Here is a 24,001-nt window from a genome sequence, read left to right on the forward strand (position 1 = left end):
TGCCGTAGGGAAGTTGACTTCGGCTTCCCCGCGACCTATAATTAAAGACAAATATAGTCTGTAATTCGGAGGGGCGCAATTTGAAATACTCGAACGCGACGAACTATGCTTTGCACACCATCGTTTATTTAGCTGTCGCGCCGACCGGGAAGTCGCTTGGAGTGAAGCCGATCGCGGACTTTCAGAACCTGTCTCCGACGTACCTATCCAAGATTATGGCGAAGCTCGTAAAAGCCGGATTCGTCGAATCGACGGTGGGCGTGAACGGGGGTTACAGGCTGACGAAAAAGCCGGAAGATGTGTCCTTCCTAGACGTCATCGAAGCGGTTGAAGGTCAGGAGTCCTTGTTCGAATGCGATACGCATCATGATTCCCGACACTCGTCGAGGTGTTTGATTCAGTCGGTCATGAACGAAGCGGAGAACCGGATGGAGCAATTATTGCGGGAGCGTACGATCGCCGATATAGCCGATCAAGCCGGAGAAGCGATGAGGGCTTTCGTTAACCGGGAAGCGCAGTAATTTTTTTTACCGGAATTAAAGACAACAAGTATCCATAATATAAACAATAGAAAAGGAGCGAATATCATGTTGGATTGCGTAATTATCGGAGGCGGACCCGCGGGTCTTAGCGCCGCGCTCGTCCTGGGGCGTTCGAGAAGGCACGTAACTCTATTCGACAACAATCAAGCCCGCAACAAGGTCACGCATGAATCGCACGGCTTCTTGACGCGGGACGGAGTGACGCCAAGCGAGTTAAGGGCGATCGCCCGCCGAGATCTGGAGAAGTATCCGTCGGTCCAAGTGAAGGATGTCGCGATCGCCCAAGTATCCAAGCAGCTAGATGGAACGTTCTTGGCATTCACCGAGCAAGGAGAAGCGTTCCGTGCCCGCAAAATCATTCTCGCGGCGGGGTTGAAGGAATTATTGCCGGACATTCCCGGTTTAAGAGAGCATTACGGCAAATCCTTGTTCAGTTGCCCGTACTGCGACGGTTGGGAGATCAGGGATCAACCTTTGGTCGTCATATTGGACGATCCGCACGTTTACCATATGGCGATGACGACGAGCAATTGGAGCAAGAACCTTGCGATCTGCACGAACGGCGCGAATGTTCTGACTCCGGAACAAGCGGATAAGCTCCGAAGCAAAGGGTTTCAAGTGTTCTTTCAGCGGATATCGGGGATTAGAGGGCAAGGAGGGCAAATGCGAAGCATCGTTTTCGAGGACGGTTCGGAGATCGCGAGATCGGCCGGATTCGTCGGTTCGAAGCTGAAGCATGCCACTCCGATCGCGGAGTCCCTAGGCTGCGGGTTGAACGAGAAAGGCGGAATCATCGTTGACGACTTAGGCAAATCAAGCGTCGAAGGCGTGTTCGCGGCCGGAGACAATGCGGTGATCATGCCATCGCAGCTAATCATAGCTGCGGCGGGCGGAAGCAGAGCGGCAATGGGCGTCAATATGGCGCTAACGTTAGAGGATTTCTGAACCGGGGCGGCTTGGCCGCTCCGGTTTTTTCGCAAGACTAGTATAAATTCAGGTGCTTCACCAAGAAGTGAGAGATCAATTGGAAAATATACATATAAATTATCTTATTCAGAAAAGCGGTAGATTTTATCTGGAAAAAGTACATATAATTGTTCCGAAATAAACGAAAAACGGCGCCGGAAGTGGGTTTAAGTGGACTTTTTCCAACTCATGACCGAATTTCGGCCAACTGCCTCCAATTAGTTGTATTTTTGCAACCTTTTCGACGACAACGCCTCTTTTTTCATAATTCGACACGATCAGGAAGGAAATGGAATTGAATCGAGCGAATTACAGTTGAAGGACTTCAAGTCGGCGCAGATAGTTGAATGCGGTTTCATTCTGATGAAGGCGGAGGAACCCCGATGAAAAGGAAATACGTGAATTCCCCGATGATGTATGCTCTCGGGATGCTGGCAATGATGATTCCCAGCCAAGCCTTCAGCACGTTCTACAATTATTATTACGTCGATACGCTGGGGCTTGGAATCGGGCTAGCCACGGTAGCGCGCACGGTGTTCCTGATCTGGGATGCCGTGAATCAGCCTTTGGTCGGGTATTGGTCCGACCGGACGAACACGAAGTACGGGCGGAGGCGGCCTTGGCTGTTCGGAGCGATCCCGCTCTTCATGCTATCGTTCATCATGGTGTTCTCGCCTCCGAAGGATATGTCGGAGATGGGCTTGTTTACGTGGTTTCTGGTCTCGCTCGTATTCTACGAAGCGGTCGCGACGGTCATATGGGTGAACTACGGGGCGCTTTTTCCGGAGTTATTCAGGGGAGATCGCGTTCGCGCGAAGGCATCGTCCATCCAGCAGGGCTATCAGATCGTCGGCATTCTGATCGGTACCGCCGCAACGCCGTTCCTCTACAAAGCGCTGGGCTTCGGAAGCATGGCCATTATTTATTCGCTGCTGTTCGCCGGCTTCATGCTGCTTTTCCTTCGCAACGTGAAAGAAGACGAGGAAGCGATCAAGGCGCCGCAGCTCGGGTTCAAGGAAGCGTTTCGCCTGACGCTCAAGAACAAGACGTTCTGGCTCGTGAATATCGCCAATTCGTTCGCTCAGACCGTTAACGGGTTAATTGCTTCGACGATTCCTTTTTACGCGAAATACGTTCTTCGAATCCCGGAAGAGCAGAACACGATTTTGCTCGCTTCCGTATTCGTGTCGGTCATTCCCTTGGTAGGGGTATGGTTTTGGCTCATTCGCAAGATGGACCCGGTGAAAGGCTGGCGTATGGCGTTCGTAGCCTATGCGTTATCGGTCATTCCGCTCTGGTTCGGAACGAACCTGATAAGCGGGATTATCGCGGGTATTCTGGTCGGCTTCGGATTGGCGGGTTTCTTGGTTACGCCTCCGATCGTGAACAGTATGATCATCGACCGCGATTCCGAAGAGACGAACAGCCGTCGCGAAGGCGTCTATACCGCCGTTAGCGGATTCATTACTCGTTCCAGCGGACTCCTCTCCGCTCTGGCGTTCTTTATCGTCGGAGTCGTTTTCCACTACGAGAGCGGCGATAATCCGGGTACGGATCCGGAATCGACGTTCCGCTACTTGATCAGCGTCATTCCGTTCATCCTCTTGGTCGTCTCGATCGTCGTATCGTTGTTCGTCCGATTAGAAAGGAAGCCGGCGAATGAGTCCTAAACATTTAATCATCAACTGCGACGATTTCGGGCAGAGTCCGCCGATGAACGCGGCGATCATGCATTTGCTTGAAGAGCAGCGGGTAAGCTCGGCCACGATCATGGCTCCGGCTCCCGGCTTCGAAGAAGCGGCGGAATGGTGCAAACGTAGAGGGCAGGCGAACGTCGGCCTGCACCTTACCTTGACGAGCGAATTCGACGCGATACGTTGGCCTAGTCTAACCGGACATCCCTCGCTGCATGACGAGAGCGGACATATGGTTAAGACGGTCGAACAATTCGAGCGACAGGCCGATACCGGAGCCGTCATGAAGGAACTTGCGGCGCAATACGAAGCGGCGAGTAGCCGCGGTATCCGGTTGAGTCACGCCGACAACCACATGGGCAGCTTATACGGAATGGCGACCGGACGCAGCCACCTCCCGCAAGTGCTGCGCCAATGCGCGAGGTGGAAGCTTCCGTTCAGGCTGTTCCGCAAGATCGACCCCAAGGACGAATTGCTCTCCGGAATCCCGGGAGCGGACCGCATCGTATCCAAAGTATCGGCGCTCGCGGGCGTGCTTGGAGTCGCGATTCCCGACTACTTGCTGTCCCATCCTTTCCACATCGTCGAAGGCGAAACCTACGAGAGCTTCAAAGCGATGATGATCGCGAAAATGTACGATCTTCCCGAAGGAATCAGCGAAACTTACATTCATCCGGCCGTCGAGGATTCGCGCATGCTCGTCGAGGTTCCGCACTGGGAGAAACGGGTGTGGGAATACAAACTCATGCTGGATGAGGACTTCGCTTACGCGATCCGGGATGCCGGCGTCATCCTGACGAATTACGATTACGTCCGCAAGCATGGGCGACGGTCGCGGGTGCGTTCCGCGTTCTCTTTGGCCAGGGAATTGCTCAGAAAATAGCCGACGTACGACGAATTATGGATCCCGTTCGCGATGATACTCTAACGAGTTCGCGCCTGCGGGATTTTTCGTTGCATATTTTTCCATGGCGGGGACATCGTAACGGTTGGCGGTAAAGCGCGACCGCATTACTTTGCAGAGGGGCACGAAAAGGACATGCGTTTACTCCATAAGACGGTAGCGGGATTGATTTTGTTCTCGATGGTAAGCGGCGGGAGCGGGATTCGGGTCGAAGCGAAGCCGGCGGATACGTTAAAGGCGGCTTTCGTCAGAGACGGGGATCTATGGTTTAAGAAGGGCGACGCGGAACGGCAAATGACGAAAGGGGAGCATATTCGTTATCCGAAATGGTCGTTCGACGGGGAGTGGGTCGCTTACTCGCAAGGGAAGGAAGGGGAAGAGCTTCGGTTGCTCCATGTTCCGACGGGACGCAATCGCGTAGTGGCCCATGTTAAAGGGCTTCGGAATTACCAATGGGCTCCGGGGCGCAATGAGCTCGCCTATCAGGATGGGCAGAAGCTCCTTTGGATGCGGGCGGACAAACCCGACGCGCCCGCGGAAGCCGCGCAAGGCATCGGGAATTTTTCTTGGTTGCCCGACGGGAACGGGTTCATCGCATCGACGCAGGCGGAGTTATTGCCAAGCGGGAGCTGGACGCCCGTAGACATCGTCGAAATTCCGCTGAAGGGTACGCCCGCGGCGAAAACGACGAAGCGATTGTTCGAGCTTCCGAAAATGTCCGAAGATTTCTTCGCCGTGGATACGAGCGGATTTAAGTATTCCCGCAGCGGGCGCTGGATCGCGTTCATCGCCAATCCCACCGCGTCGCTGTCCGCAGATAGCAATACTTTGTGCTTGCTTTCGGCGGACGGTTCCCTGTTCCGTAAGGTTGATCAGATGCTGAATGACGAGCGATGGTTCCAGTGGGCGGATCGCACAGATCGGCTTGCTTATATCGGAGGAATCGGAAGAGAAGCCACGAGCAATAAACGGTTGATGGTTCTGGATGCCCCGGAGGGGAAGCCGGTCTCCTTTACGCCGAAAGGGTACGTAGACCAAGGCTTCACCTGGGAAGGGGAACCGCATATTATCGTTTCGAGGGCGAAGGAACAAACAGGATCGAAGCCGAAACCCTTTTCTCCCCAAGCCCAGCTCGTCGAAATTAAGCTTCAAGGCGCGCGCTACAAGCCGATCACGCAGCCCCCGGTTCGCTACGGCGATTCCGGTCCGCAATACTTCCCGCGCGCGGGTCAACTCGCATGGGTGCGCTCCGGCAACGAGAAAGCCGACGTACTCGTCTCCGGACGCGGCGGCAAGCATCCTTCCGTGTGGATCAAAGACATCGATCCCGTTGACGGCTTCTATGGCCGTTGGGATTGGAACGCGGTGCTGGATATCGATTCTTAGCGCTTTCCCCGTCATCCAGCGCGGGCCTTTCTGGATTTCTCTATCGATTCGGTATACGATTGTCGTATATCTTCAAAATGGATAGCCGTTAAGGCAGTGGGAAGAGGTTGTCGGAATGTGGATTTGGATCGTTGCAGCAGTTATCGTAATCCTCGCGTTAGCGGGTTATTTGATCATGAAATTGTATCCCTCTCTCGGAGGGGAGTCGTCGGGGGCCAGCCGAAGCGCGATCGAGAGGTCGCCCAATCGCGCCGAAGGAAAGTTCGAGAACCAGATTCCGACCTCGATGGGGATGAGTGCGGGCTCCGCGGCGAAGTTGCTCGTCGAATTCATGAAAGGCAATCCCCACGGCAGGCCGCGCCAGCCCTTGTCGGTCGTGCCGTTCTCCGCGGACGGATTCCGAGCGGACGAAGAGGACAAGGCAACGGTAACGTGGTACGGGCATTCCGCTGCTCTCCTTCGGATCGACGGCTTAACGCTGTTCCTGGATCCGATGCTGGGCAGAGCTCCATCGCCTTTTCCGATGTTCGGAGGCAAACGCTATAGTCAGGAGCCGCCGGTCGATATCGACAGCTTGCCGGATATCGACGCGGTTATCCTCTCGCACGATCATTACGACCATCTGGATTACGGCTCGATCCTGAAGCTGAAAAGCAAGGTGAGACGCTTCTTCGTTCCTCTCGGCGTCGGAGCTCATCTGATCCGCTGGGGCGTTGATCCATCGGCGATCAGCGAACATGATTGGTGGGAAGAAATCGACTTCGAGGGATTGAAGCTCGCAACCGCTCCGGCACGCCATTTCTCCGGACGCAGCATAGGCGATCGCAACTCGACGCTTTGGTGCTCGTGGATCATTCGCGGGCGGCAAGCGAATATATACTTCAGCGGAGATAGTGGGTACGGACCTCACTTCAAGGAAATCGGGGAGAAGTACGGACCCTTCGATCTTACGCTCATAGAGTGCGGGCAATACGACGAACGTTGGGCGGCGATCCATATGATGCCCGAGGAGACGGTTCAAGCGCATGTGGATGTTAGGGGAAAAGCGATGATTCCGATCCACTGGGGAGCTTTCACGCTCGCCATGCACGCATGGACCGATCCCGTCGAACGAGCGACGAGAGCCGCTTTATCCCGCAACGTAAACATAGTTACGCCAAGAATCGGGGAAACCGTCCGTATCGGCGATTCGACCTATTCATCGGCTGAATGGTGGAAGTAATCGATCGTTCGGAACGGATCGTTTGAATTCTAGTCTATCTTTTTAGGGTGACCGCGGAAAATATGCTAGAATGGGCTTACAATGTCTGTCTATTGGAGGATAGCGCGATGAATGAACGTTCCATTCCGGAAACAGGACATCTTGCGGCCTTGCATAGCGACGACACGAGAATCGGCCATTACGAGCAAGTAAGAGAAGACATCCGGCACGAGATGAAGATGCGCATGCGGCAGAGGGACGGGTTCGCGGCCCAGATGGGCATTCTGCTCACGCTCGTGTTGACGGTGGGCATTGCGAACTCGGGGTATCGGCAGGCGCTGATCTTGGCGCCGATGCTTGCCATTTTCTACACGTTGCAGATCATGCATAGCTACAGGAAGCACGACTTGTTGGCGAGGTACCTGAAGGACGTGCTAGAGCCCGATTTATCGAGCCTGCATAACATCGATCCGGGACGCGAGTGGCAAGCGTATGCAAGCAAAACGACTCGTTCCGGCAATCGCAGGGGATTGTTCCTCTGGACGATGTGGGTTGTCGGCGCGGGAGCGATGGTTTACTTGTGGTTCTTCATGGAAGCGAGCCAGGAATTCCGTCTAGCTTATTACATTGCCGCGGGCGCTTATGCCCTGACGATGCTCTTCATAACGTTGGCTTTCGCCGGTGATCGGTCCGGACGCAGCAGAAGCAGGCATAGCCGGTCGGTACATCGCTCGGCTACGGGCGCATATTTGTCGTAAGGGAAGGTTAGACGAATGAAGCCATTTACGGAGAGCGTAATCGAGATCATCAAGAGCATTCCGGAAGGACGCGTCATGACGTACGGACAGATCGCGGAGTGCGCGGGGAGCCCCAGAGGGGCCAGGCAGGTCGTGAGAATCTTGCATTCGCTAAGCGCGAAGCACGGCCTGCCCTGGCATCGCGTGGTGAATGCGAAAGGCGAGGTTGCTATTCAAGAGGAAGAGTCTCGCTACATGCAGAAGCTCTACCTCGAGAACGAAGGAGTCGAGATCGGCCTAGGAGGCGTTATCGACTTGGACGAATACCGGTTTAACCCTCCGCCTGCTGCTCGAACAGCTGAACGATTTCCACGATGACGCTCGTCGCTTTGAGCATCGTGTCTACGGAGACGTATTCGAAGCGGCCGTGGAAGTTTTCTCCGCCCGCGAAAATGTTCGGCGTAGGCAATCCCATATAAGAAAGCTGCGAGCCGTCCGTTCCCCCGCGAATCGGTTGCACGATCGGATCGATCCCGAGGTTCTTCATCGCTTGGTAGGCAATGTCGACGACTTGTTTGACCGGCTCGATTTTCTCGCGCATATTGAAATACTGGTCTTTGATCTCCAGCACGATCCGATTGTCCCCGTAAGTCTCCTGCAGTTCCGCCACGATGCTCGTCAATTCCGCTTTTCTTTCTTCGAACCGTTCCCGGTCGAAATCGCGAATGATGTAGTGAAGCTTCGTTTCGTCCACGGTGCCGTTAATCGAGATCAGGTGAAAGAAACCCTCGTAGTTCTCGGTGTACTCGGGCGCTTCTTCCGCCGGAAGCCGGTTATGGATTTCCATGGCGATCTTCGCGGAGTGAATCATCTTCCCCTTGGCGGTACCGGGATGCACGACCTTGCCTGCGCACGTAATGCGCGCGACCGCCGCGTTAAAGCTCTCGTATTGCAGCTCGCCGAGCGGCCCTCCGTCCATCGTGTACGCGTAACTGGCATCGAATGCGGCTACGTCGAAGCGATGCGGACCGCGTCCGATTTCCTCGTCCGGCGTAAAGGCGACTCTGACGCGACCATGCTTGATCTCCGGGTGCCGGATCAGATAGGCCATGGCGGTCATGATTTCGGTTATTCCCGCTTTGTCGTCCGCGCCAAGCAACGTCGTGCCGTCCGTCGTAATGAGCGTTTGCCCTTTGTAACCCGCGAGCTCCGGGAATTCCCGGGGAGACAGAACGACGTTATTCCGTTCGTTCAGAACGATGTCGTTGCCGTCGTAGTTGTCGATGACTTGGGGTTTTACGTCTTTGCCGGTCAGGTCGGTCGCCGTATCGAGATGCGCAAGGAACCCGATAGTCGGAACCGGCTTGTCGGTGTTGGAAGGCAAAGTCGCCATGACATAACCGTTATCGTCGATCGTGACTTCCTGCATGCCGATCTGTTTGAGCTCGTCCACGAGCATGCGGCCTAGCTTAAGTTGGCCTTCGGTCGTCGGGCAGCTCTGGTTGCTCTCGTTGGACTGCGTATCCACCATCGCGTATGTTTTGAATCTCTCGATAATCTCGTTTTTCACTATTCACTCAGCTCCTTGAGCCTATTGTACCAAAGTTCGAAGGGGTTCCGAAAGGAACGGAACGAAGACGATTCTGAAAGGATTTCCACTTGAATAGGATGGAAGTAAACCAGTAAAATGAAAGCGTAATCATTCCGTACGCTGATTCCGATATACGGGGGCGATAACGATGGGGACGCGATTGTTGTCCGAGCAATTGATCAAGCAGTACTATCCGCAGCTGAGATACGTCAGAGCCCATACTAGCGGGAGGAACGCGGCCACCTTATACGTATGGAACGAGGACTTGGAATTGCCGGAGCGTGATGCCGATGAGCTTAAACGGTTCGTTGACGGCTACTTGCCGTCGTACGTGTGCTTCCAGATCAAGGCGTACTCCATGGTCCAAGCGGATCGTGTTCCGCAAGTGAGCGAGCTGCCGGACACCGTCATACAAACCGCGCTTCGGAGGGATCTCGATCGCGCGGGCATCGAGAAGGCGATGAACGCCATGCTCGCGAACGGCGGAATCGCGTTCAGCAGATATGATTACAATACGGGAATCCTTCATTTCAACGTTCACACGACGGACGCGCTAACCGACATCGAGCAGGAGCTTATTCGGAAATATTTGTCCGAGATGATTCCGCTCGGCTCCCGTTGCGAAATAAGCTACTCCTAAAATAGGGAAGGCAATACGGGCTCCGCTTTCTTGCGAATCGGACAAGCCGTAGCCGCTAACCCTGAGAGAAACGTTGCCTGTATTGGCGGGGGGAGATTCCTTCGAACTTCAAGAAACAGGAGCTAAAGTAGGGCGCTTGGTTAAAACCGACCTCCTCGGCGATCCGCGCGATCGTATAGTCGGTTTGCATGAGCAGCAGCTTGCTCTGCTCGATCCGGTAGCGAAGTAAGTATTCCATCGGGGAGCTTCCATACTCTTTGTTCATGCACCGGGCAACGTAGACCGGATGGAAATTCAACGCTTCCCCGAGCGTATGGGCGGTAATCGGCTCGCGGTAGCGGCTGCGCAAGTAGGCGGCCGCTTGTTCGGCGCATGCGGTAGCCGGAGTGGTACGCCCGGATTCCAAGCCGGTCGCGAGAATTCTGAGCGCTTCTTGGAATAGTAGCTGTTGCTTGAATTGGGAGGCACTGAGGTGGGCTTCGGGTTCGAGCGAGACAAGCTGCTCGAGAGACTCCTCCAGCTTGCCGGGATGCGGAAGCTTGGCGAATTGCGGCAATCCCAATGGAAAGGATCGCGTGTCGAACTTCTGCGACTCTGTCTGTGCGTCGTAGGGTTCCGTATGTTGTCTGGGCGGCGCCGTATCCGTCGCCGTCCAAGCGCCGTTCGTCTGGAAATGGACCCAATAGTGTTCGGTCGTTTCCTTGCAGCCCTCCGTCGCGTAATGATAGCAATCCGGGCGCAGGATAAGCGCGCAGCCCGCATTGACCTCGTACAACCTTTCCTCTTCCCCGATATATAGACATCCCTTCGTAACGACCAACAGATCGAATACGCGAATATTTCTCCTGCTAACGTGCCGGTCGCCTTCCGCGAATATCGTATATCCGGCCGTAATATAGCTGAGAAGCGGCGGGATAGTGAATTCCAATAAATTCATGGGCGATCCCCTTATAATTGAAGTTGGAATAATGAAAGTTTTGGTTTGAAAACTGACACACGGGTTTTCATATTCCTACTATAATTTGTTATGCGGTTAATGTCTAATCAATCGCATGGCAATCACAACCTGGAGTTATCGGGAGTTGGAATTATGAAAACGGATAACAAATTCGGCCTTTGGGCACTCGCTTGGCCGATCTTTCTAGAAGTTTTTCTGCAAATGTTGTTAGGGACGGTTGATACGATCATGGTCAGCCGGATATCGGACGATGCTGTCGCCGTTGTGGGCTTGTCGGGTCAACTTTTCAGCGCGCTTACGACACTGTTCATGACGGTCGCGAGCGGCGCGGGCATTCTCGTAGCCCAGAAGATCGGCTCCAAGCTAGCGGAAGACGCGCGTACGATCGCAATCATGGGGCTTACGTCTTGCGCGGTCATCGGACTGGCCATGAGCGCTATTCTGTTCACGTTCCCGCATCAGCTTGCCGGAATGCTTAACGTGTCCGACGAGTTGTTGCCGTTATGGGATACTTACGTTAGATACGTCGGGGGAGGCATGTTCCTAGGAGCCATGATGGCTGCGCTCGGCACGGCCATTCGCAATACCGGCAACACCCGGGCTCCGATGTATACGGGCATCGCTATGAACATTCTCCATATTTTCTTGAACTACGTGCTTATTTTCGGCGCTTGGGGGTTCCCGAAATGGGGGTTGTTCGGGGTAACGGTGTCGGATAACGTGTGCCGCCTCGTGGCCGTAATCGTTCTGTTCTACGTCTTCATGAACTCTTTCGAGCGTAGAATCGGTTTCGCCGATTTACGTACGTTCAGCCTGAGGCTATACAAGGATATTCTCCGCATCGGCTGGCCGCTCGGCGTTAATATGTCGGGATGGGTATTCTCGCAGTTGGCTATCTATTCGTTCATCGCGATGCTAGGCGCCAAGGAGCTAGCCGCTCGGACGTATATGAACTCGATGGAGTCGTTCTGTTTCATGCTCGGTTATGCCGTGGCGCTTGCCATACAGATTCGGATCGCCCATCTTTTCGGCGCATCGAAGACGCGCGAAGCCTACCGGGAAAGCTTCCGCGCGCTGTACATCGGTCTAGCTCTCGTTACCGCGAACGCGCTTCTGTTGTTCCTGCTGGGCAACTATTTCATGCGGGTATTCACGTCGGATCCGGAGATTCTGGCGATCGGGAAATCCCTGCTTGCCTTGAACCTTCTCTTGCAGCCCGCCAAGATGCTCAACATGGGGATGAATAACGCGCTGAGCGCCGTAGGAGATACCCGTTATCCGATGGTTGTCGCGCTTGTCTCCATGACGCTGATCGCTACGGGTTGCTCCTATGCGCTGGGAATCGAAGCCGGTTGGGGCTTGGTTGCGATATACAGCTGTATGATCACCGATGAATACGTGCGGGGTTTGCTCGTTCTGTTTCGTTGGAGGGGGCAGAAATATTTGCGCAAAGCGGAGAAGGCGAAAGAGCCAAAGGCTTCGCCTGGGTTGGATGCCCGGGATGGGGCGCTATCGGTCTGAGGATTAGCCGTATGCCGTTTGTTGCGCGGCGACAATCGGCAGGGGTACAATAGACCGATAGGAGGTGGGCGACATGGGCACTTCGAATAAATCCGGTCAATTCGGGCCGCCGCGTTTCACGGTGGCCGTTCATATTCTGGTGGGTCTGGCGCAAAGCGATTGCTTCTTGTCCAGCGCGGTAATCGCCGATCAAGTCAATTCGCACGCGACGTTCATGCGCAGAGTACTCGCGACGTTGGCGCAATCGGGGCTCGTGGAAGCCCGCGAAGGCAGAGACGGGGGTTATTGCCTTAAGGTGCCGGCGGAGCAGATTACGCTTGCCGATGTTTATTCCGCCGTGAAATGCGACGGCACGGAAGCGATGGAATCCGGCGATGCCGGGGATTGCGGCGGCGAGGGCAAGCGACTCGACGAAAAGCTGGCGGATATTCTGACGGAGGCAGAACTTCATACCTTGGAGTATCTCAAAAAGCATACGATCGCTGATTTCATCTAAAGGATTGACAGGAAGGCAAGTCGACATTATTATGTGCTTATAACGGGTGCAGTTAACGGAGCGTTAGCTGCATTTTATTTTAGCCATTACTGTGCTTGTTATAAGCTCAGTATTAGGCCCAGAGGAGATTAAACCATGGAGATCGTAGCTATCGTATTGCAGGCTTTGTTAGGTCTGGCATTCTTGGGAGCGGGTTTTTCCAAGATCGCGGGCGTCCAGATGCACGTTGATAATTTCAAAAACTGGCATCTTCCGCAATGGTTCAGAGTCGTGACCGGGTTGGTCGAAGCCGCGGGCGCGATCGCGTTAATCCTTGGTTTCTGGGAGCCGAGCTGGGCTGCCGTCGCGGGCTTGTGGCTCGGATTCACGATGCTCGTCGGAGTCCTCGTACACGTTCGGGTGAAGGATTCGTTCAAGCAAACGTTCCCCGCCGTCATACTTTGCGTCTTGCCGATCGTCTTGTTCTTGATCTTGTCGGGCGACCTATCGGACTTTCCTGGTTTCTAATAAGTAAAGGGCATTGAATAGAAGACGCTTCATCCGAATGAATCGGATGAAGCGTTTTTTGTTGCATGGGAGTGTCTCGGTTGTAGGCGAGGTGTATGAGGAGTGCTAGTTATGTTGGAGAGTTACGGGAGAGGATTATTGATGTTGGGCAGTTAAAGTTGCATTCGAGAGCTTCGGTTGAAGTGTTTTTATTGGGAGTTGACATTCGTTCGCAATTGTATTATCTTTAATTTAAGATATAACAAGTAAAGATAAGTGAGGTGAAAGTCATGACGCAACCTAACGATAGTTCGCTCGATCTCTTCATCGCCTTGAGTCGCGCTAGCCAATGGGTCAACGCGCATGCGGACCGGGACATCAAGAGCAACGGCTTGAACCGTACCGAATTCGGCGTACTTGAGCTTCTCTACCATAAAGGTCCACAACCGTTGCAACAGATCGGCGACAAAGTGCTTATGAGCAGCGGCAATATTACCTACGTCGTCGACAAGTTGGAGAAGAAGGCTCTAGTGAGGCGAAGAGCTTCTACGGAGGATCGACGCTTGATCTATGCGGAAGTTACAGATGCGGGTAAGGCGTTTATGGAGGAAGTGTTCCCTGGTCATGCAGATACGATTCGCCAGGCCGTTAGCGGTTTGACGGAAGAGGAAAAGCTTGCTGCGAGCAAACTGCTGAAGAAGCTAGGAAAGTATGCGGAGGAGGGGTTTTAGCAGCCCTTTTTCCGTCAGATATCTTAAATTAGAGATATATGGAGCCTGGCCGAAGGTTTACGGAATATGAAATCGAGAAACCTATATGAAACTAAAGGAGAGAAATTCAAATGACACAACAAACTTCGGGTATCCACCACGTAACGGCATTCGTAAGACATGCGCAAGCAACGGTAGATTTTTACGCGGGAGCGCTGGGATTGCGGATGGTGAAAAAAACGATCAACTTTGACGCGCCGGAGGTGTACCATTTGTATTTCGGCAACGAGGGAGGGCGTCCGGGGACGATTATTACGTTTTTCCCGTGGCCGACTTCGCGGCAAGGTCGCATCGGGGGCGGGCAGGTCGGCATCACGACGTACGTCGTGCCGGTTGGCGCGCTCGAATTCTGGAAAGCTCGCTTCGATAAATTGGGTTTGAAATACGAACTGACGACTCGTTTCGGGGAAGAGTTAGTGCAATTGTCTGACCCGGACGGCTTGTGTCTTGAGATCGTGGAACGCGAGGATGGGCCGCAGAGCGGTTGGACCTTCGGCGGAATTCCCGCGGACAAAGCGATCAAAGGCTTCGGCGGCGCCGTATTGTTCAGCACCGCTCCGGCTCGGACGGCCGCAGTGCTCGAGCAGGTCATGGGCATGCGCCGAATCGCGCAGGAAGGCGACTTCGCCCGTTTCCAAGCGACCGGCGATTTGGGCAACTTGATCGACGTGAACGTCGAGCCGATGGCTCCGGGCGTAGGCGGGGCGGGGACGGTTCACCATATCGCCTGGCGCGCTTCGGATGACGAGGATCACGCACGTTGGAGAAGCTTGGTGGAGGAGAATGGTTTTCATCCTACGCCGTTCATCGACCGTCAATATTTCAACGCGATCTATTTCCGGGAAGAAGGCGGAATATTGTTCGAGATCGCGACCGATCCTCCGGGCTTTGCCCGCGACGAGCCCGCCGAAACGATGGGCGAGAAGCTGATGCTGCCGGAATGGTTCGAAGCGCACCGTGCGGAGATCGAAGCGGGATTGCCGCCTATTCAAGTCAGAGTATTGGAGGCTGATCAACAATGAAGCATATCTACAAGCCTGGTCGAAGATCAGATGCGCCGGTTCTTCTCCTGCTGCACGGAACTGGCGGCACGGAGCACGATTTGCTTTCGCTCGCCGATGCGATATCGCCTGAATCGGCGGTGCTCAGCGTAAGGGGCAACGTGTTGGAAAACGGGATGCCGAGGTATTTTCGCAGATTGGCCGAAGGGGTATTCGACATCGAGGACTTAATCTTCCGGACGGGGGAGCTTAACGACTTCATCGATGAGGCCGCGGTTCAATACGGCTTCGACCGTCGCAATCTCGTGGCGATCGGGTACTCCAACGGCGCGAACATCGCGGGCAGTCTGCTTTTCCATTACGAGAATTCCATGAAGGGCGCCATTCTTCATCATCCGATGGTGCCTCTGAGAGGCGTGGAGATTCCCGACTTGAGCGGTGTTCCGATATTCATCGGCGCGGGAGAAAACGATCCGATCTGCGTGCCGCAGGAGACGGAGGAATTGGCCGGTTTGCTGAAGGGAGCCGGGGCGGATGTCGCCATTCATTGGGAGCGCTTCGGTCATCGCTTGACGGGTACGGAAGTGAACGCGGCGGCGGCTTGGTTCCAAGGTCGCTTCGGGAGTTCGCAAACATGAAGCCGATCGACCCGAACGTTCTGAGCGAAAGGGATAACTACAAGTTGCTGACGGGTAGCATTATCCCGAGACCGGTCGCCTTCGTGACGACATTGTCGTCCGAAGGCGTGCTAAATGCAGCTCCGTTCAGCTACTTCAACATCGTGACCGCGAATCCGCCAATGATCTCCGTCTCGGTGCAACGAAAGAGCGGCGGCGAACGGAAGGACACGTCCAGGAATGCGATAGACACGGGCGCCTTCGTCGTGCATGTCTCCGATGAGGATTACGTCGACCGGATCAATGTAACGGCGGCGAACCTGCCTTCCGGAGAGAGCGAGGTCGAGCTAGCCGGGCTCACTCCGATCGGCAGCGACAAGATCCCCGTAGCCGGCATAGCCGAAGCGAAGATCCGCATGGAATGCGTACTGGAGCAAGCCATTCCGCTTGGCGGAACGCAGGAAGCTCCCGCTTGCGATCTGCTTATCGGCAGAGTGGTCATGTTCCACGTCGCAGAAGCGCTTCATGAAGGCGGCCGGATCGATCCTCTGGCCTTGAAGCCGGTCAGCAGACTAGCTGGCAGCTCCTATGCCAAGCTTGGCGAGCTTTTCTCCATAGAGCGTCCCTTGTGATAAGCGGAAGCGATTCTAAACCCATACTTGCAAGCCTACCACTCTTCGGGGTGGTTTTTTATTTCAATTAAAGGAGGGATATTGTCGGGATTATTCGTGCATATTACAATTTAACGATTGACATGAAACCATTTGGTTTCATATAATAGCAAAAGGAAACCAAATGGTTTCATAACCGAAGGAGGAATAACCAAAATGTCCGATAACAAACAAACCCAGACATTGCCCGATATTCGCCAGACACTCGTATTCAATGCGCCGATCCAGAAAGTGTGGAACGCGGTGGCTACTTCCGAAGGCATTGGTACTTGGTTCATGCCTAACGATTTTCAACCCGTCGAGGGTCATGAATTCCATCTGGAGGCCGGTCCGTTCGGCAAGTCGCCCTGCAAGGTGACGGTCATCGATCCTCCGAATCGCCTATCCTTTAATTGGGGCAAGGACTGGACGCTGACCTTCGAGCTTGCGGAGCAAGGAGACAATACGGAATTCACGTTAATCCACGGCGGCTGGAGCGCAGAAGGGTTGACCGAATTCGGCCAACCGCACGACGTCGTACGCGAGAACATGAACGGCGGCTGGATCGGAATGGGCCAGAAGCTGCGAGCGTATGTCGAAGCCTAAGCAGGTATCGGCAGCCGCCCCTGCGAAGCATGACGTTTTCCAAGCGATTGCCGACCCGACCCGCCGCGGGCTGCTGCAATTGCTCGTGGACGAAGAGCTCCCGGTTAACGTTATTAGCGGCCATTTTCCGATGACCCGTACAGCCGTATCTAAGCATCTGCGCATCTTGGCGGACGCGGGCTTGGTTCGGGAGCGGAAGGTCGGCAGGGAAACGCGATACAAGCTGAACGCCGATCCGCTGCGCGAACTGAAGAGCTGGCTGGCCTTCTACGAGCGTTATTGGGAGAACAAGCTGGATGTGCTCAAACGGCTGGTGGAGTCCGACGGTTCGGAGCAGGCCGAGGCCGCGCCGGCGTCCTTGAAGTTGCTCGATTCGGAATCTTGACGTAAACGGGCTGTTCCTTAGGGTAGCGAGCATGTTGCCATCGGAAGCCGGATTGTGCTATCGTAATAACATTGAATTCAAGGAGGTGAAGGTAGGATGAACCGAGAGTGCGTGAATAACCAAGTTAGCCGGCTGCCCATCGCGATGGCTGGCATCGTTCATGGTTTGTTCGTAGACGGGAGAGGTCTGTCCATTTACGGCAATAACCATACGATTTCACGACACGCGAAGAGGCTCCTACCTTAACCAGAGCGGATTAGATTCCGAGAGGGCGTAGGGAATTTTCCCTGCGCCCTTTCTCTATATTTCGGCGGCTGTAACGGTGGGGTCTCCCTATTAGGAGGAACCCGATTATGCTAACAATTAATTGCCAAAAAGTGAAAAAATACAACGCGGCCCAACTGGTGCTGGAGGACGTTACTTTCGATCTGAATCACGGAGAAAAAATGGGTCTCGTCGGCCGCAACGGAAGCGGCAAGTCGACCTTGTTGCGTCTGCTGTCCAAGCAAGATTCGCCGGATGAAGGATTGCTGACAATACGCAAAGACGCCCGGATCGGCTACCTAGAGCAGATCCCGGACGATGCGACCGAGCGCACGGTCTACGACGTGCTGGCGCTTGGGTATCGGGAGCTGCTCGATTGCCGTTCGGCAATGGGCGAATTGGAGCGACGCATGTCCGAGCCTGAAGCGGGAGGCGAAGCGGGACTGCTGGAGAAGCTACTGGCGGACTATTCGGCGTTGCAGGAACGGTTCGAGCGCGAGGGCGGTTACGAGCTGGACGCGCGCATCGATCAGGTGGCGAATGGGCTGGGGATCGACCGAGAGTGGTACGCGCGCCTTTATTCTTCATTGTCCGGCGGGGAGAAGACGAAAGCGGGCTTAGCTTCGCAGCTCATCCGCCAGCCTGATCTTCTGCTGCTAGACGAGCCGACGAACCATCTCGACCTGGGCGGGGTGGAGTGGTTGGAGGAATATCTGGTTAAATACGAAGGAGCTTGCCTAATCGTCTCGCACGATCGTTACTTCCTGGATCGGGTCGTCACGAAGATCGTGGAGCTCGAGGACGGCGAATCGTCGATCTACCTGACGAATTACACGGATTACTTGAAGGAGAAGGAAGAGCGGCTGCTTCAGGAGTTCGCGGACTATCAGGAGCAACAAAAGAAGCTGAAGAAAATGCGGGAAACGATTAAGCGGCTGATGGAGTGGGGGAGAATCGGCGATAACGGCAAGTTTTTCCGCAGGGCGGCTTCCATGCAGAAGGCGTTGGATCGGATCGAGAAGCTGAAACGGCCGGCGATCGATCGTAAGGAAGCCGAATTCAGCTTGAAGCTCGGCGACCGATCGGGCAAGCGGGTGCTCGAATTCGCGGATCTGAGCAAGCGTTACGGGGACAACGATATCTTGAAGAGAGCGTCTGGCGCGGTGGAATACGGAGAGAGAATCGCGATCGTGGGACGCAATGGCGCCGGGAAGTCGACGCTGCTCAAGATCCTTCTCGGCGAGGAGCAAGCGGAGGAAGGGAAGCTCTCGATCGGTTCCCGCGTCGATGTCGGCTATCTTCCACAGCAGCAGCCTCCCGATGATCCGAAACAGAGCGTGCTCGGCTATTTCCGGGAAGCGGCGGGAATGGAAGAAGGCGAGGCGAGATCCCGGTTGGCTGCCTACCTGTTCTACGGGGCGGATGTGTTCAAGCCGGTCGGATTGCTGTCGGGCGGAGAATGGACGCGGTTAAGATTAGCGGTGCTCGTGCTGAAGCGACCGAACCTGCTCGTCCTCGACGAACCGACGAACCACATGGATATCGCGTCGCGGGAAGCTTTGGAGGAAGCGCTGGAGCAATTTCCGGGCACGATCTTGGCCGTTACCCATGACCGTTACTTCATCAATCGCGTCTCCCGGAAAATATGGGAGCTGGATCGGGGAGCCCTTAGCGTCTACTTGGGCGATTTCGACGACTATAAAGTCAAGTCCCGCGAGCGGGTAGCGACGGGCTCCTTGACTAAGGGGAATCCCGCCTCCGTGAAGGGACCTGCAGTTACGGTCAAACAGGCAGGTAAGAAACGCGAGGAAGCGGTCGCGGACCCCGCGAAGCTGGAACGCGAAATCGCAAGCTTGGAGTTCCGGGTAAGGGAATTGGATACCGAGCTCGATGAAGCGGGGAAGCTACCGAATCCGGCGGAGCTCGAACGGCTATGGGCGGATAGGGAAGAAGCCGGGCGAGCGCTTGAACTTCTATATGAAAGATGGCTAGACCAATCCGCGGAATAATCGTCGGTTCGCAGGCCGGCTGGCATCGCATAATCCGCGTAATTCCGGGGACGATAGAGGCGAGTCCTCATAACGATCGGAAGCGGGTGATTGCAAGTGGCTAGAAGAAGGAAGTTGATCGTTCCCGGCGCGGAACGGGGAGTGACGGCCTTTAAGGCGGAGGTCATGCGGAAGGAAGGCTACGACGTCGATCCGGAGCGTCCGGACGACGTGAAGTATGAAGTCGCCGAAGAGCTGGGAATTCCGCTTCGTCCCGGCGGCGGCAACGGTAAATTGACTACGGAAGAGGCCGGCCAAGTCGGAGGGCAGATCGGCGGGGCGATAGTCCGCGAGATGATCAGGATGGCGCAAGAGAAGCTTTCTAAGCGAGAATGAACGAAAGCGGGGAGCTCCGAATGAATCCTTCGGAGCTCCCCGCTTTTCGTGACGCGTGCGAAGAGGTTAAGGCGCTATTTTTAACGCGATCGTTTTCATCGTATTCAAGCATTGCTCCAATGCCGCTAGATCTTCCTCGTCTAGCGATTCCAGCTTGGAGTGAATGTGCTTAAGGATCATTTGCCGCATTTCCCGGCAATGCCGGTCGCCTTCTTCCGTGATCTCGATTTCCACGAATCTGCGATCTTCGGCTGTAGGTCGTCTGCGCACCAAACCGTGCCGTACCAATTTATCGACGAGAGGCGTCATATTAGGACGCGACACGCGCATATGATTACACAACTCCGTTATCGTAGCTTTCCGTTTCTCGTAAAGTGCGCGAAGCAGATGGAAGTTGGTGGGAGATAGATTAAGAGCCATTTGATCCAACGGGAGATTACGAAGAAGCTTTTGGTTCAGCAACGGAACTAGGGTTACGAAGGATTCCGATATCGAATCGCTCAAGTCTGTTTTCATGCGAATCACCTACGATCGAAAGAATTGTTGCCAGTGTAGCCGAACAATTTCGCAAATAGCTATTGACGCCTAACAGTTATGATTATATAACTATTAGGACGGTTTGAAAAGGAACTCCTTCCGCGGCGAGAGACCCGCGGCGGGTTCTTGGCGTTTTTTACGTAATCTTTAGCGATGAAGCTGTAACTCTTTGGTTAAAAAAGAGTAGAAATAGTAGAGTGCGATTTACAGACATAAGCTTTACGGGGGAAGGAAGTGACGTAATGGGTTTTATGATTAAAATGGGTAATCGAAGATTTATCCTGTTTACATTGCTACTTTTGCTAAAATGTTGTTTGGCTTGGTTCGTCGTGTTCGAGGATGGGCCTTCATGGATGACGATGTTGACGGAGATTCCGTTCCTCTGGGTCGTGTTCTGCATGATCGAATGGTTCGCCAAGAAGAGGAAACTGCTATATTATACGATCGCGAACCTGTTGTTCACTTTGCTGTATTTTACGGTCCTTATGTATTTTAAATATTACGGCATTATCGTCACCTACCACGCGATCAGCCAAGCGGACAAAGTCACGGAAGTCGGCAATAGCACTTATTCGCTCATGGATCCGTATTATTTGCTCGTTTTCATCGATATTATCGTCTTGCTTATGATTCCGGTATTTATGAGGAAAAACTCGAAAAAAATCCAAATGAACTTGAAGCCGATCAGCAGAACGGCGTTGTCGGTCGTGTTCGGGGTGTCGATCGCCTTGTGCTTCTTCAGCATCTGGCCGAACCGGGCGAGCATGAACGAGAACAAACAAGCGGAAGAAATGGGGATTATCAACTACGAGATTTACACGATCTTCGCGGATAGCACGGAAGACGAGGCTTGGACGGAGATGGAAGATATCGACCAGCCTACTATCGATAGCTTGAAGGGCGTTCAACCGGTCGCGAATCCACAATACTTCGGAGCGGACAAGGGCAAGAACGTCATCATTATCCAGATGGAATCGTTCCAGGATTTCCTGATCGGACTAAATGTGGGCGGGGTCGAGGTTACTCCGAACTTGAACAAACTGGCTGCCGATAACTTCCACTACCGCAACTTCTATACGATGGTAGGTCAAGGGACGACGTCGGATGCCGAATTCGTGGTCAACACTTCGATGTACGTTCCGAAGCACGAGCCTGCTACGCAGAACTACGTGAAGAAGGCTCTTCCGAGCTTACCTAAGCTGCTCAGCAACGCGGGTTACAATACGGCGACGTTCCATACGAACGATGTTTCATTCTGGAACCGTACGGAGCTGTATTCGGCGATCGGTTGGGATAAATACTATGATAAGAGTTTCTTCGGCGGTGAAGATCACGTGGCGTTCGGCGCTTCGGACGAAGTGTTGTTCGCGAAATCGATCGACGAGCTGAAAAAAATGGACGAGAGCGATAAGCCGTTCTACGCGCAGTTAATTACGATGAGCTCGCATCACCCTTACAATATTCCGGAGGACAAAATCCGGATCGATCTTCCTGACGAATTCGACAATACGCTTGTCGGACGCTATATCAAATCTCAGAATTATTCGGACTATGCGCTCGGCAAATTCATCGATGATCTGAAATCGAGCGGACTGTGGGACGATAGCATCGTGCTGTTCTACGGCGACCACCAAGGCTTGCCGGTGTATTCCTTGGACAAAAAGGAAAAAGATTTGATGCAAGAGCTGTTAGGTCATGAATACGCCTATCCGGATATGTTCAATATTCCGCTTATCTTGCACGCTCCCGGCGTGACTTATCCGTCCCGGATCGACAAGACGGGCGGACAGATCGATATTCTGCCGACGGTGGCGAACCTGATGGGCGTATCGGTCGCGAACCAGCTTCACTTCGGTCAAGACTTGCTTAACTCCGGCGATGACGTATTGCCGATGCGGCACTTCTTGCCTACAGGCTCCTTCATTACGGACTCCGACGTATTCGTTCCGGGTATATCCTACGACGACGGTACCAATTTCCCGTTGGAATACCCTCAGGATCCGAACGGCAAAGCAACGAAGCAACAGTACGAAAACGCGCTTGAGCTTCTTCACTTGTCTGACAGCTACGTTAACCAGCTTCCCGATAAGGAAGAGAAGTAAAGAAGACGTAAGTTAACCCCTTTAGCCGAGGCTAAAGGGGTTTTTTGTGGTTATAATCGGGCTTGTTGGACTGCAGGAGCGCTAATGCAAAAGCAGGGTCTTCTCGATCATATGCCGAGTACGTTTCTTTTATAGTTATCCATAATCTCGGTCTCGATCTTCGTGCTTAACGAGGACAGCTCGTTTATAAATTGTTCGTATTTTTCTTCGGAGAGCTGATACAACGGTTGGCCTGCGTCAAGTGAACGGATAAAGGCTATTCGGTGTGCCGTTACGGGATGGGTCGCATCCAAACGAGAATCCGTTAATGTACGGAGCCGGTCGAGTCGTTCGATTTCTCTGTCGGGAATCGACTTGAATCTTCGGCGGAATTCTTGAAGCAAAGGGCCAAGAGTCTTGTTGTTGATGACCTTTAATACGGAAAATTCAAAAGTTTTGTTGCCTGAATATAGCTTCTTGAGCAGGGATAACTTAGCTTCAGAACCTGCCACTTCGGCTGCGCATGCATCTGCCATATATTCTGCCCGTTGCGAGTCGCGCCAGTTCAAATGGCAAATAGCAAACAATATAACGTACATAAGCAGGGCGAGCGTCCCTAACAATAGATTAGCGAAGAACATGCCGATGGCGATCACGATGGAATGGTCCCGGGTATTGAAATATCTTTCGGGCTTAATGAGCGCATGCCATGTCGCCAATGTATGTATCGCCGTACTTAGAAAGGAGTGACGGTTAATATCGCCGTTTATGCCATGGGCGATTTCATGGGAAACGAGAGCCACGGTCTCTTGTTTATCCAGAATCGACAATAGCGGTAAGCCTAGGGAAATGGCTTTGCGTTGCTTCAAACCGACTTCCGTATAGAAGGCATTATAATCACTGTTTATTAAAATGTAGTCGATTTTATCCGAATGGAGTACGGAGGTGATTTCGTCGAAAATTTGATAGGTGACGGGATATTGTTCCCGCGAAAGCGGTTTTGAAGGAAGCTTGTTCATTCTGGGGCGAGTCACCCAAGCAAGCGTTAAAAAGAAAGCAGCGTAAATAAGCATGACCACGCTAGAAGGATGGCGGATAATCAAGAAGCAACCGAATGCAAACAGCCCCAGACTTATGAGATGAACGATCGAGGCGGCGCAAATAGCCAAAATTCTCGAAATAGAGAATTTAGGAATCTTAGTGCCGTTACGAATCATTGATTGAAGTAATCGATCCCCTGTCTTTCTTCCGGCGCTTATATAGATTTTCTCGAAGAGATTTTTCGGTTCACCCGTTTGATCGGGTTTCAGATTCCAATTACAAGAGCTGCACCATGTTACAAAACCTTGAATGACGGGGATGGATGCATTGCATTCAGGACAGGTCGTAAGATTTGGTTTCTCTGCGGGGGTGACATTAGGCAGCATCATACATCCATCCAATCTTTTATAAAAGTTATAAGCCGTACAAAAATATTTTATAGAACCTATTGTGGTTTGCATAGCAAATTATCCCATTTACCTAGGCTGTGCATGAGCAGCATTGACGAAGGAGTGGTATAATGCCTACATCGATAAAAATCAG

General features: G+C 53.5%; 26 protein-coding genes. 22 read left to right on the top strand and 4 right to left on the bottom strand.

The window, feature by feature from the left end:
* The first annotated feature begins 80 nt into the window (after window positions 1-80).
* The 8 genes from D7Z26_RS18000 to D7Z26_RS18035 all read left to right on the top strand — a co-directional run bounded on the left by D7Z26_RS18000 (window position 81) and on the right by D7Z26_RS18035 (window position 7,808).
* On the top strand, window positions 81-521 hold the full coding sequence (locus tag D7Z26_RS18000; RefSeq protein WP_120978380.1) for an Rrf2 family transcriptional regulator: 441 nt from the start codon (window positions 81-83) through the stop codon (window positions 519-521).
* Window positions 522-587: 66 nt separating this feature from the next.
* Window positions 588-1,487: an NAD(P)/FAD-dependent oxidoreductase gene (locus tag D7Z26_RS18005; RefSeq protein WP_325050460.1), complete on the top strand. Its 900-nt coding sequence runs from the start codon at window positions 588-590 to the stop codon at window positions 1,485-1,487.
* A gap of 404 nt (window positions 1,488-1,891) precedes the next feature.
* Window positions 1,892-3,178, top strand: a complete 1,287-nt coding sequence (locus D7Z26_RS18010; RefSeq protein WP_120978383.1) for an MFS transporter — start codon at window positions 1,892-1,894, stop codon at window positions 3,176-3,178.
* A complete protein-coding gene (locus tag D7Z26_RS18015) occupies window positions 3,168-4,085 on the top strand; it encodes a polysaccharide deacetylase family protein (RefSeq protein WP_120978385.1) in 918 nt (305 codons plus the stop codon). Before D7Z26_RS18010 ends, D7Z26_RS18015 begins: the two co-directional genes overlap by 11 nt.
* A 156-nt stretch (window positions 4,086-4,241) precedes the next feature.
* On the top strand, window positions 4,242-5,492 hold the full coding sequence (locus D7Z26_RS18020; RefSeq protein ID WP_120978387.1) for a translocation protein TolB: 1,251 nt from the start codon (window positions 4,242-4,244) through the stop codon (window positions 5,490-5,492).
* A 115-nt stretch (window positions 5,493-5,607) separates the two neighbouring features.
* Window positions 5,608-6,714: an MBL fold metallo-hydrolase gene (locus D7Z26_RS18025; RefSeq protein ID WP_120978389.1), complete on the top strand. Its 1,107-nt coding sequence runs from the start codon at window positions 5,608-5,610 to the stop codon at window positions 6,712-6,714.
* A gap of 107 nt (window positions 6,715-6,821) precedes the next feature.
* Window positions 6,822-7,451, top strand: coding sequence for a hypothetical protein (locus D7Z26_RS18030; RefSeq protein WP_120978391.1), 630 nt, complete (start codon window positions 6,822-6,824; stop codon window positions 7,449-7,451).
* A 15-nt stretch (window positions 7,452-7,466) separates the two neighbouring features.
* Window positions 7,467-7,808 carry an MGMT family protein gene (locus D7Z26_RS18035; protein WP_120978392.1) on the top strand — a complete coding sequence of 114 codons (342 nt, stop codon included), beginning with the start codon at window positions 7,467-7,469 and terminating at the stop codon, window positions 7,806-7,808.
* Here D7Z26_RS18035 and pepT read toward each other — a convergent pair.
* The gene (gene pepT / locus D7Z26_RS18040; RefSeq protein WP_120978394.1) at window positions 7,762-9,000 is read right to left on the bottom strand and encodes a peptidase T; all 1,239 of its coding nucleotides are present in this window, start codon (window positions 8,998-9,000) and stop codon (window positions 7,762-7,764) included. The two genes, D7Z26_RS18035 and pepT, sit on opposite strands and share 47 nt — an antisense overlap.
* Window positions 9,001-9,169: 169 nt before the next feature.
* On the opposite strand from pepT, the gene D7Z26_RS18045 reads away from it, so the two are divergent.
* Window positions 9,170-9,661, top strand: a complete 492-nt coding sequence (locus tag D7Z26_RS18045; RefSeq protein ID WP_120978396.1) for a hypothetical protein — start codon at window positions 9,170-9,172, stop codon at window positions 9,659-9,661.
* Window positions 9,662-9,716: 55 nt separating this feature from the next.
* Here D7Z26_RS18045 and D7Z26_RS18050 read toward each other — a convergent pair whose 3' ends face one another.
* A complete protein-coding gene (locus D7Z26_RS18050; protein ID WP_120978398.1) occupies window positions 9,717-10,598 on the bottom strand; it encodes an AraC family transcriptional regulator in 882 nt (293 codons plus the stop codon).
* Window positions 10,599-10,751: 153 nt separating this feature from the next.
* Between D7Z26_RS18050 and D7Z26_RS18055 the strand changes: the two genes are divergently transcribed.
* From D7Z26_RS18055 to D7Z26_RS18105, 12 genes are all read left to right on the top strand, one after another.
* Window positions 10,752-12,140 (top strand): MATE family efflux transporter, encoded by a 1,389-nt coding sequence (locus tag D7Z26_RS18055; protein WP_120978400.1) that lies wholly within the window; start codon window positions 10,752-10,754, stop codon window positions 12,138-12,140.
* Between the two features lie 73 nt (window positions 12,141-12,213).
* The gene (locus D7Z26_RS18060; RefSeq protein WP_120978402.1) at window positions 12,214-12,636 is read left to right on the top strand and encodes an RrF2 family transcriptional regulator; all 423 of its coding nucleotides are present in this window, start codon (window positions 12,214-12,216) and stop codon (window positions 12,634-12,636) included.
* Window positions 12,637-12,771: 135 nt separating this feature from the next.
* Entirely contained in the window at window positions 12,772-13,143 is a 372-nt protein-coding gene (locus tag D7Z26_RS18065) for a DoxX family protein (protein ID WP_120978404.1), read from the top strand.
* A gap of 269 nt (window positions 13,144-13,412) precedes the next feature.
* A complete protein-coding gene (locus D7Z26_RS18070) occupies window positions 13,413-13,853 on the top strand; it encodes a MarR family winged helix-turn-helix transcriptional regulator (protein WP_120978406.1) in 441 nt (146 codons plus the stop codon).
* A gap of 110 nt (window positions 13,854-13,963) precedes the next feature.
* Window positions 13,964-14,914 (top strand): ring-cleaving dioxygenase, encoded by a 951-nt coding sequence (locus tag D7Z26_RS18075; protein WP_120978407.1) that lies wholly within the window; start codon window positions 13,964-13,966, stop codon window positions 14,912-14,914.
* A complete protein-coding gene (locus D7Z26_RS18080; RefSeq protein WP_120978408.1) occupies window positions 14,911-15,531 on the top strand; it encodes an alpha/beta hydrolase in 621 nt (206 codons plus the stop codon). The genes D7Z26_RS18075 and D7Z26_RS18080 overlap by 4 nt, the downstream gene beginning before the upstream one ends.
* A complete protein-coding gene (locus D7Z26_RS18085) occupies window positions 15,528-16,142 on the top strand; it encodes a flavin reductase family protein (protein ID WP_120978409.1) in 615 nt (204 codons plus the stop codon). The genes D7Z26_RS18080 and D7Z26_RS18085 overlap by 4 nt, the downstream gene beginning before the upstream one ends.
* 195 nt (window positions 16,143-16,337) lie before the next feature.
* Window positions 16,338-16,766: an SRPBCC family protein gene (locus D7Z26_RS18090; protein ID WP_120978410.1), complete on the top strand. Its 429-nt coding sequence runs from the start codon at window positions 16,338-16,340 to the stop codon at window positions 16,764-16,766.
* On the top strand, window positions 16,753-17,151 hold the full coding sequence (locus D7Z26_RS18095; protein WP_120978411.1) for an ArsR/SmtB family transcription factor: 399 nt from the start codon (window positions 16,753-16,755) through the stop codon (window positions 17,149-17,151). Before D7Z26_RS18090 ends, D7Z26_RS18095 begins: the two co-directional genes overlap by 14 nt.
* A 96-nt stretch (window positions 17,152-17,247) precedes the next feature.
* The gene (locus tag D7Z26_RS27535; RefSeq protein ID WP_199731732.1) at window positions 17,248-17,397 is read left to right on the top strand and encodes a hypothetical protein; all 150 of its coding nucleotides are present in this window, start codon (window positions 17,248-17,250) and stop codon (window positions 17,395-17,397) included.
* Window positions 17,398-17,504: 107 nt separating this feature from the next.
* Window positions 17,505-19,424 (top strand): ribosomal protection-like ABC-F family protein, encoded by a 1,920-nt coding sequence (abc-f, locus tag D7Z26_RS18100; protein ID WP_120978412.1) that lies wholly within the window; start codon window positions 17,505-17,507, stop codon window positions 19,422-19,424.
* 96 nt (window positions 19,425-19,520) lie between these two features.
* Window positions 19,521-19,799 carry an alpha/beta-type small acid-soluble spore protein gene (locus D7Z26_RS18105; protein ID WP_120978469.1) on the top strand — a complete coding sequence of 93 codons (279 nt, stop codon included), beginning with the start codon at window positions 19,521-19,523 and terminating at the stop codon, window positions 19,797-19,799.
* 66 nt (window positions 19,800-19,865) lie between these two features.
* Here D7Z26_RS18105 and D7Z26_RS18110 read toward each other — a convergent pair whose 3' ends face one another.
* Window positions 19,866-20,315, bottom strand: a complete 450-nt coding sequence (locus D7Z26_RS18110; RefSeq protein WP_120978413.1) for a MarR family winged helix-turn-helix transcriptional regulator — start codon at window positions 20,313-20,315, stop codon at window positions 19,866-19,868.
* A gap of 374 nt (window positions 20,316-20,689) precedes the next feature.
* Between D7Z26_RS18110 and D7Z26_RS18115 the strand changes: the two genes are divergently transcribed.
* Window positions 20,690-22,438, top strand: coding sequence for an LTA synthase family protein (locus D7Z26_RS18115; RefSeq protein ID WP_325050461.1), 1,749 nt, complete (start codon window positions 20,690-20,692; stop codon window positions 22,436-22,438).
* A 107-nt stretch (window positions 22,439-22,545) separates the two neighbouring features.
* Here the strand turns inward: D7Z26_RS18115 and D7Z26_RS18120 are convergent, their stop codons facing one another.
* The gene (locus D7Z26_RS18120; RefSeq protein WP_120978415.1) at window positions 22,546-23,919 is read right to left on the bottom strand and encodes a M48 family metallopeptidase; all 1,374 of its coding nucleotides are present in this window, start codon (window positions 23,917-23,919) and stop codon (window positions 22,546-22,548) included.
* Window positions 23,920-24,001 lie beyond the last annotated feature (82 nt).

The organism is Cohnella endophytica (genome assembly GCF_003628305.1).
GTDB classification, from domain to species: domain Bacteria; phylum Bacillota; class Bacilli; order Paenibacillales; family Paenibacillaceae; genus Cohnella; species Cohnella endophytica.

Bases quoted from the DNA above. Each gene is read 5' to 3' on its own strand.
- D7Z26_RS18005 (WP_325050460.1), top strand. From the start codon at position 588: ATGTTGGATTGCGTAATTATCGGAGGCGGACCCGCGGGTCTTAGCGCC.
- D7Z26_RS18010 (WP_120978383.1), top strand. From the start codon at position 1,892: ATGAAAAGGAAATACGTGAATTCCCCGATGATGTATGCTCTCGGGATG.
- D7Z26_RS18015 (WP_120978385.1), top strand. From the start codon at position 3,168: ATGAGTCCTAAACATTTAATCATCAACTGCGACGATTTCGGGCAGAGT.
- D7Z26_RS18020 (WP_120978387.1), top strand. From the start codon at position 4,242: ATGCGTTTACTCCATAAGACGGTAGCGGGATTGATTTTGTTCTCGATG.
- D7Z26_RS18025 (WP_120978389.1), top strand. From the start codon at position 5,608: ATGTGGATTTGGATCGTTGCAGCAGTTATCGTAATCCTCGCGTTAGCG.
- D7Z26_RS18030 (WP_120978391.1), top strand. From the start codon at position 6,822: ATGAATGAACGTTCCATTCCGGAAACAGGACATCTTGCGGCCTTGCAT.
- D7Z26_RS18035 (WP_120978392.1), top strand. From the start codon at position 7,467: ATGAAGCCATTTACGGAGAGCGTAATCGAGATCATCAAGAGCATTCCG.
- D7Z26_RS18045 (WP_120978396.1), top strand. From the start codon at position 9,170: ATGGGGACGCGATTGTTGTCCGAGCAATTGATCAAGCAGTACTATCCG.
- D7Z26_RS18050 (WP_120978398.1), bottom strand. From the start codon at position 10,598: ATGAATTTATTGGAATTCACTATCCCGCCGCTTCTCAGCTATATTACG.
- D7Z26_RS18055 (WP_120978400.1), top strand. From the start codon at position 10,752: ATGAAAACGGATAACAAATTCGGCCTTTGGGCACTCGCTTGGCCGATC.
- D7Z26_RS18060 (WP_120978402.1), top strand. From the start codon at position 12,214: ATGGGCACTTCGAATAAATCCGGTCAATTCGGGCCGCCGCGTTTCACG.
- D7Z26_RS18065 (WP_120978404.1), top strand. From the start codon at position 12,772: ATGGAGATCGTAGCTATCGTATTGCAGGCTTTGTTAGGTCTGGCATTC.
- D7Z26_RS18070 (WP_120978406.1), top strand. From the start codon at position 13,413: ATGACGCAACCTAACGATAGTTCGCTCGATCTCTTCATCGCCTTGAGT.
- D7Z26_RS18075 (WP_120978407.1), top strand. From the start codon at position 13,964: ATGACACAACAAACTTCGGGTATCCACCACGTAACGGCATTCGTAAGA.
- D7Z26_RS18080 (WP_120978408.1), top strand. From the start codon at position 14,911: ATGAAGCATATCTACAAGCCTGGTCGAAGATCAGATGCGCCGGTTCTT.
- D7Z26_RS18085 (WP_120978409.1), top strand. From the start codon at position 15,528: ATGAAGCCGATCGACCCGAACGTTCTGAGCGAAAGGGATAACTACAAG.
- D7Z26_RS18090 (WP_120978410.1), top strand. From the start codon at position 16,338: ATGTCCGATAACAAACAAACCCAGACATTGCCCGATATTCGCCAGACA.
- D7Z26_RS18095 (WP_120978411.1), top strand. From the start codon at position 16,753: ATGTCGAAGCCTAAGCAGGTATCGGCAGCCGCCCCTGCGAAGCATGAC.
- D7Z26_RS27535 (WP_199731732.1), top strand. From the start codon at position 17,248: ATGAACCGAGAGTGCGTGAATAACCAAGTTAGCCGGCTGCCCATCGCG.
- abc-f (WP_120978412.1), top strand. From the start codon at position 17,505: ATGCTAACAATTAATTGCCAAAAAGTGAAAAAATACAACGCGGCCCAA.
- D7Z26_RS18110 (WP_120978413.1), bottom strand. From the start codon at position 20,315: ATGAAAACAGACTTGAGCGATTCGATATCGGAATCCTTCGTAACCCTA.
- D7Z26_RS18115 (WP_325050461.1), top strand. From the start codon at position 20,690: ATGACGATGTTGACGGAGATTCCGTTCCTCTGGGTCGTGTTCTGCATG.
- D7Z26_RS18120 (WP_120978415.1), bottom strand. From the start codon at position 23,919: ATGCAAACCACAATAGGTTCTATAAAATATTTTTGTACGGCTTATAAC.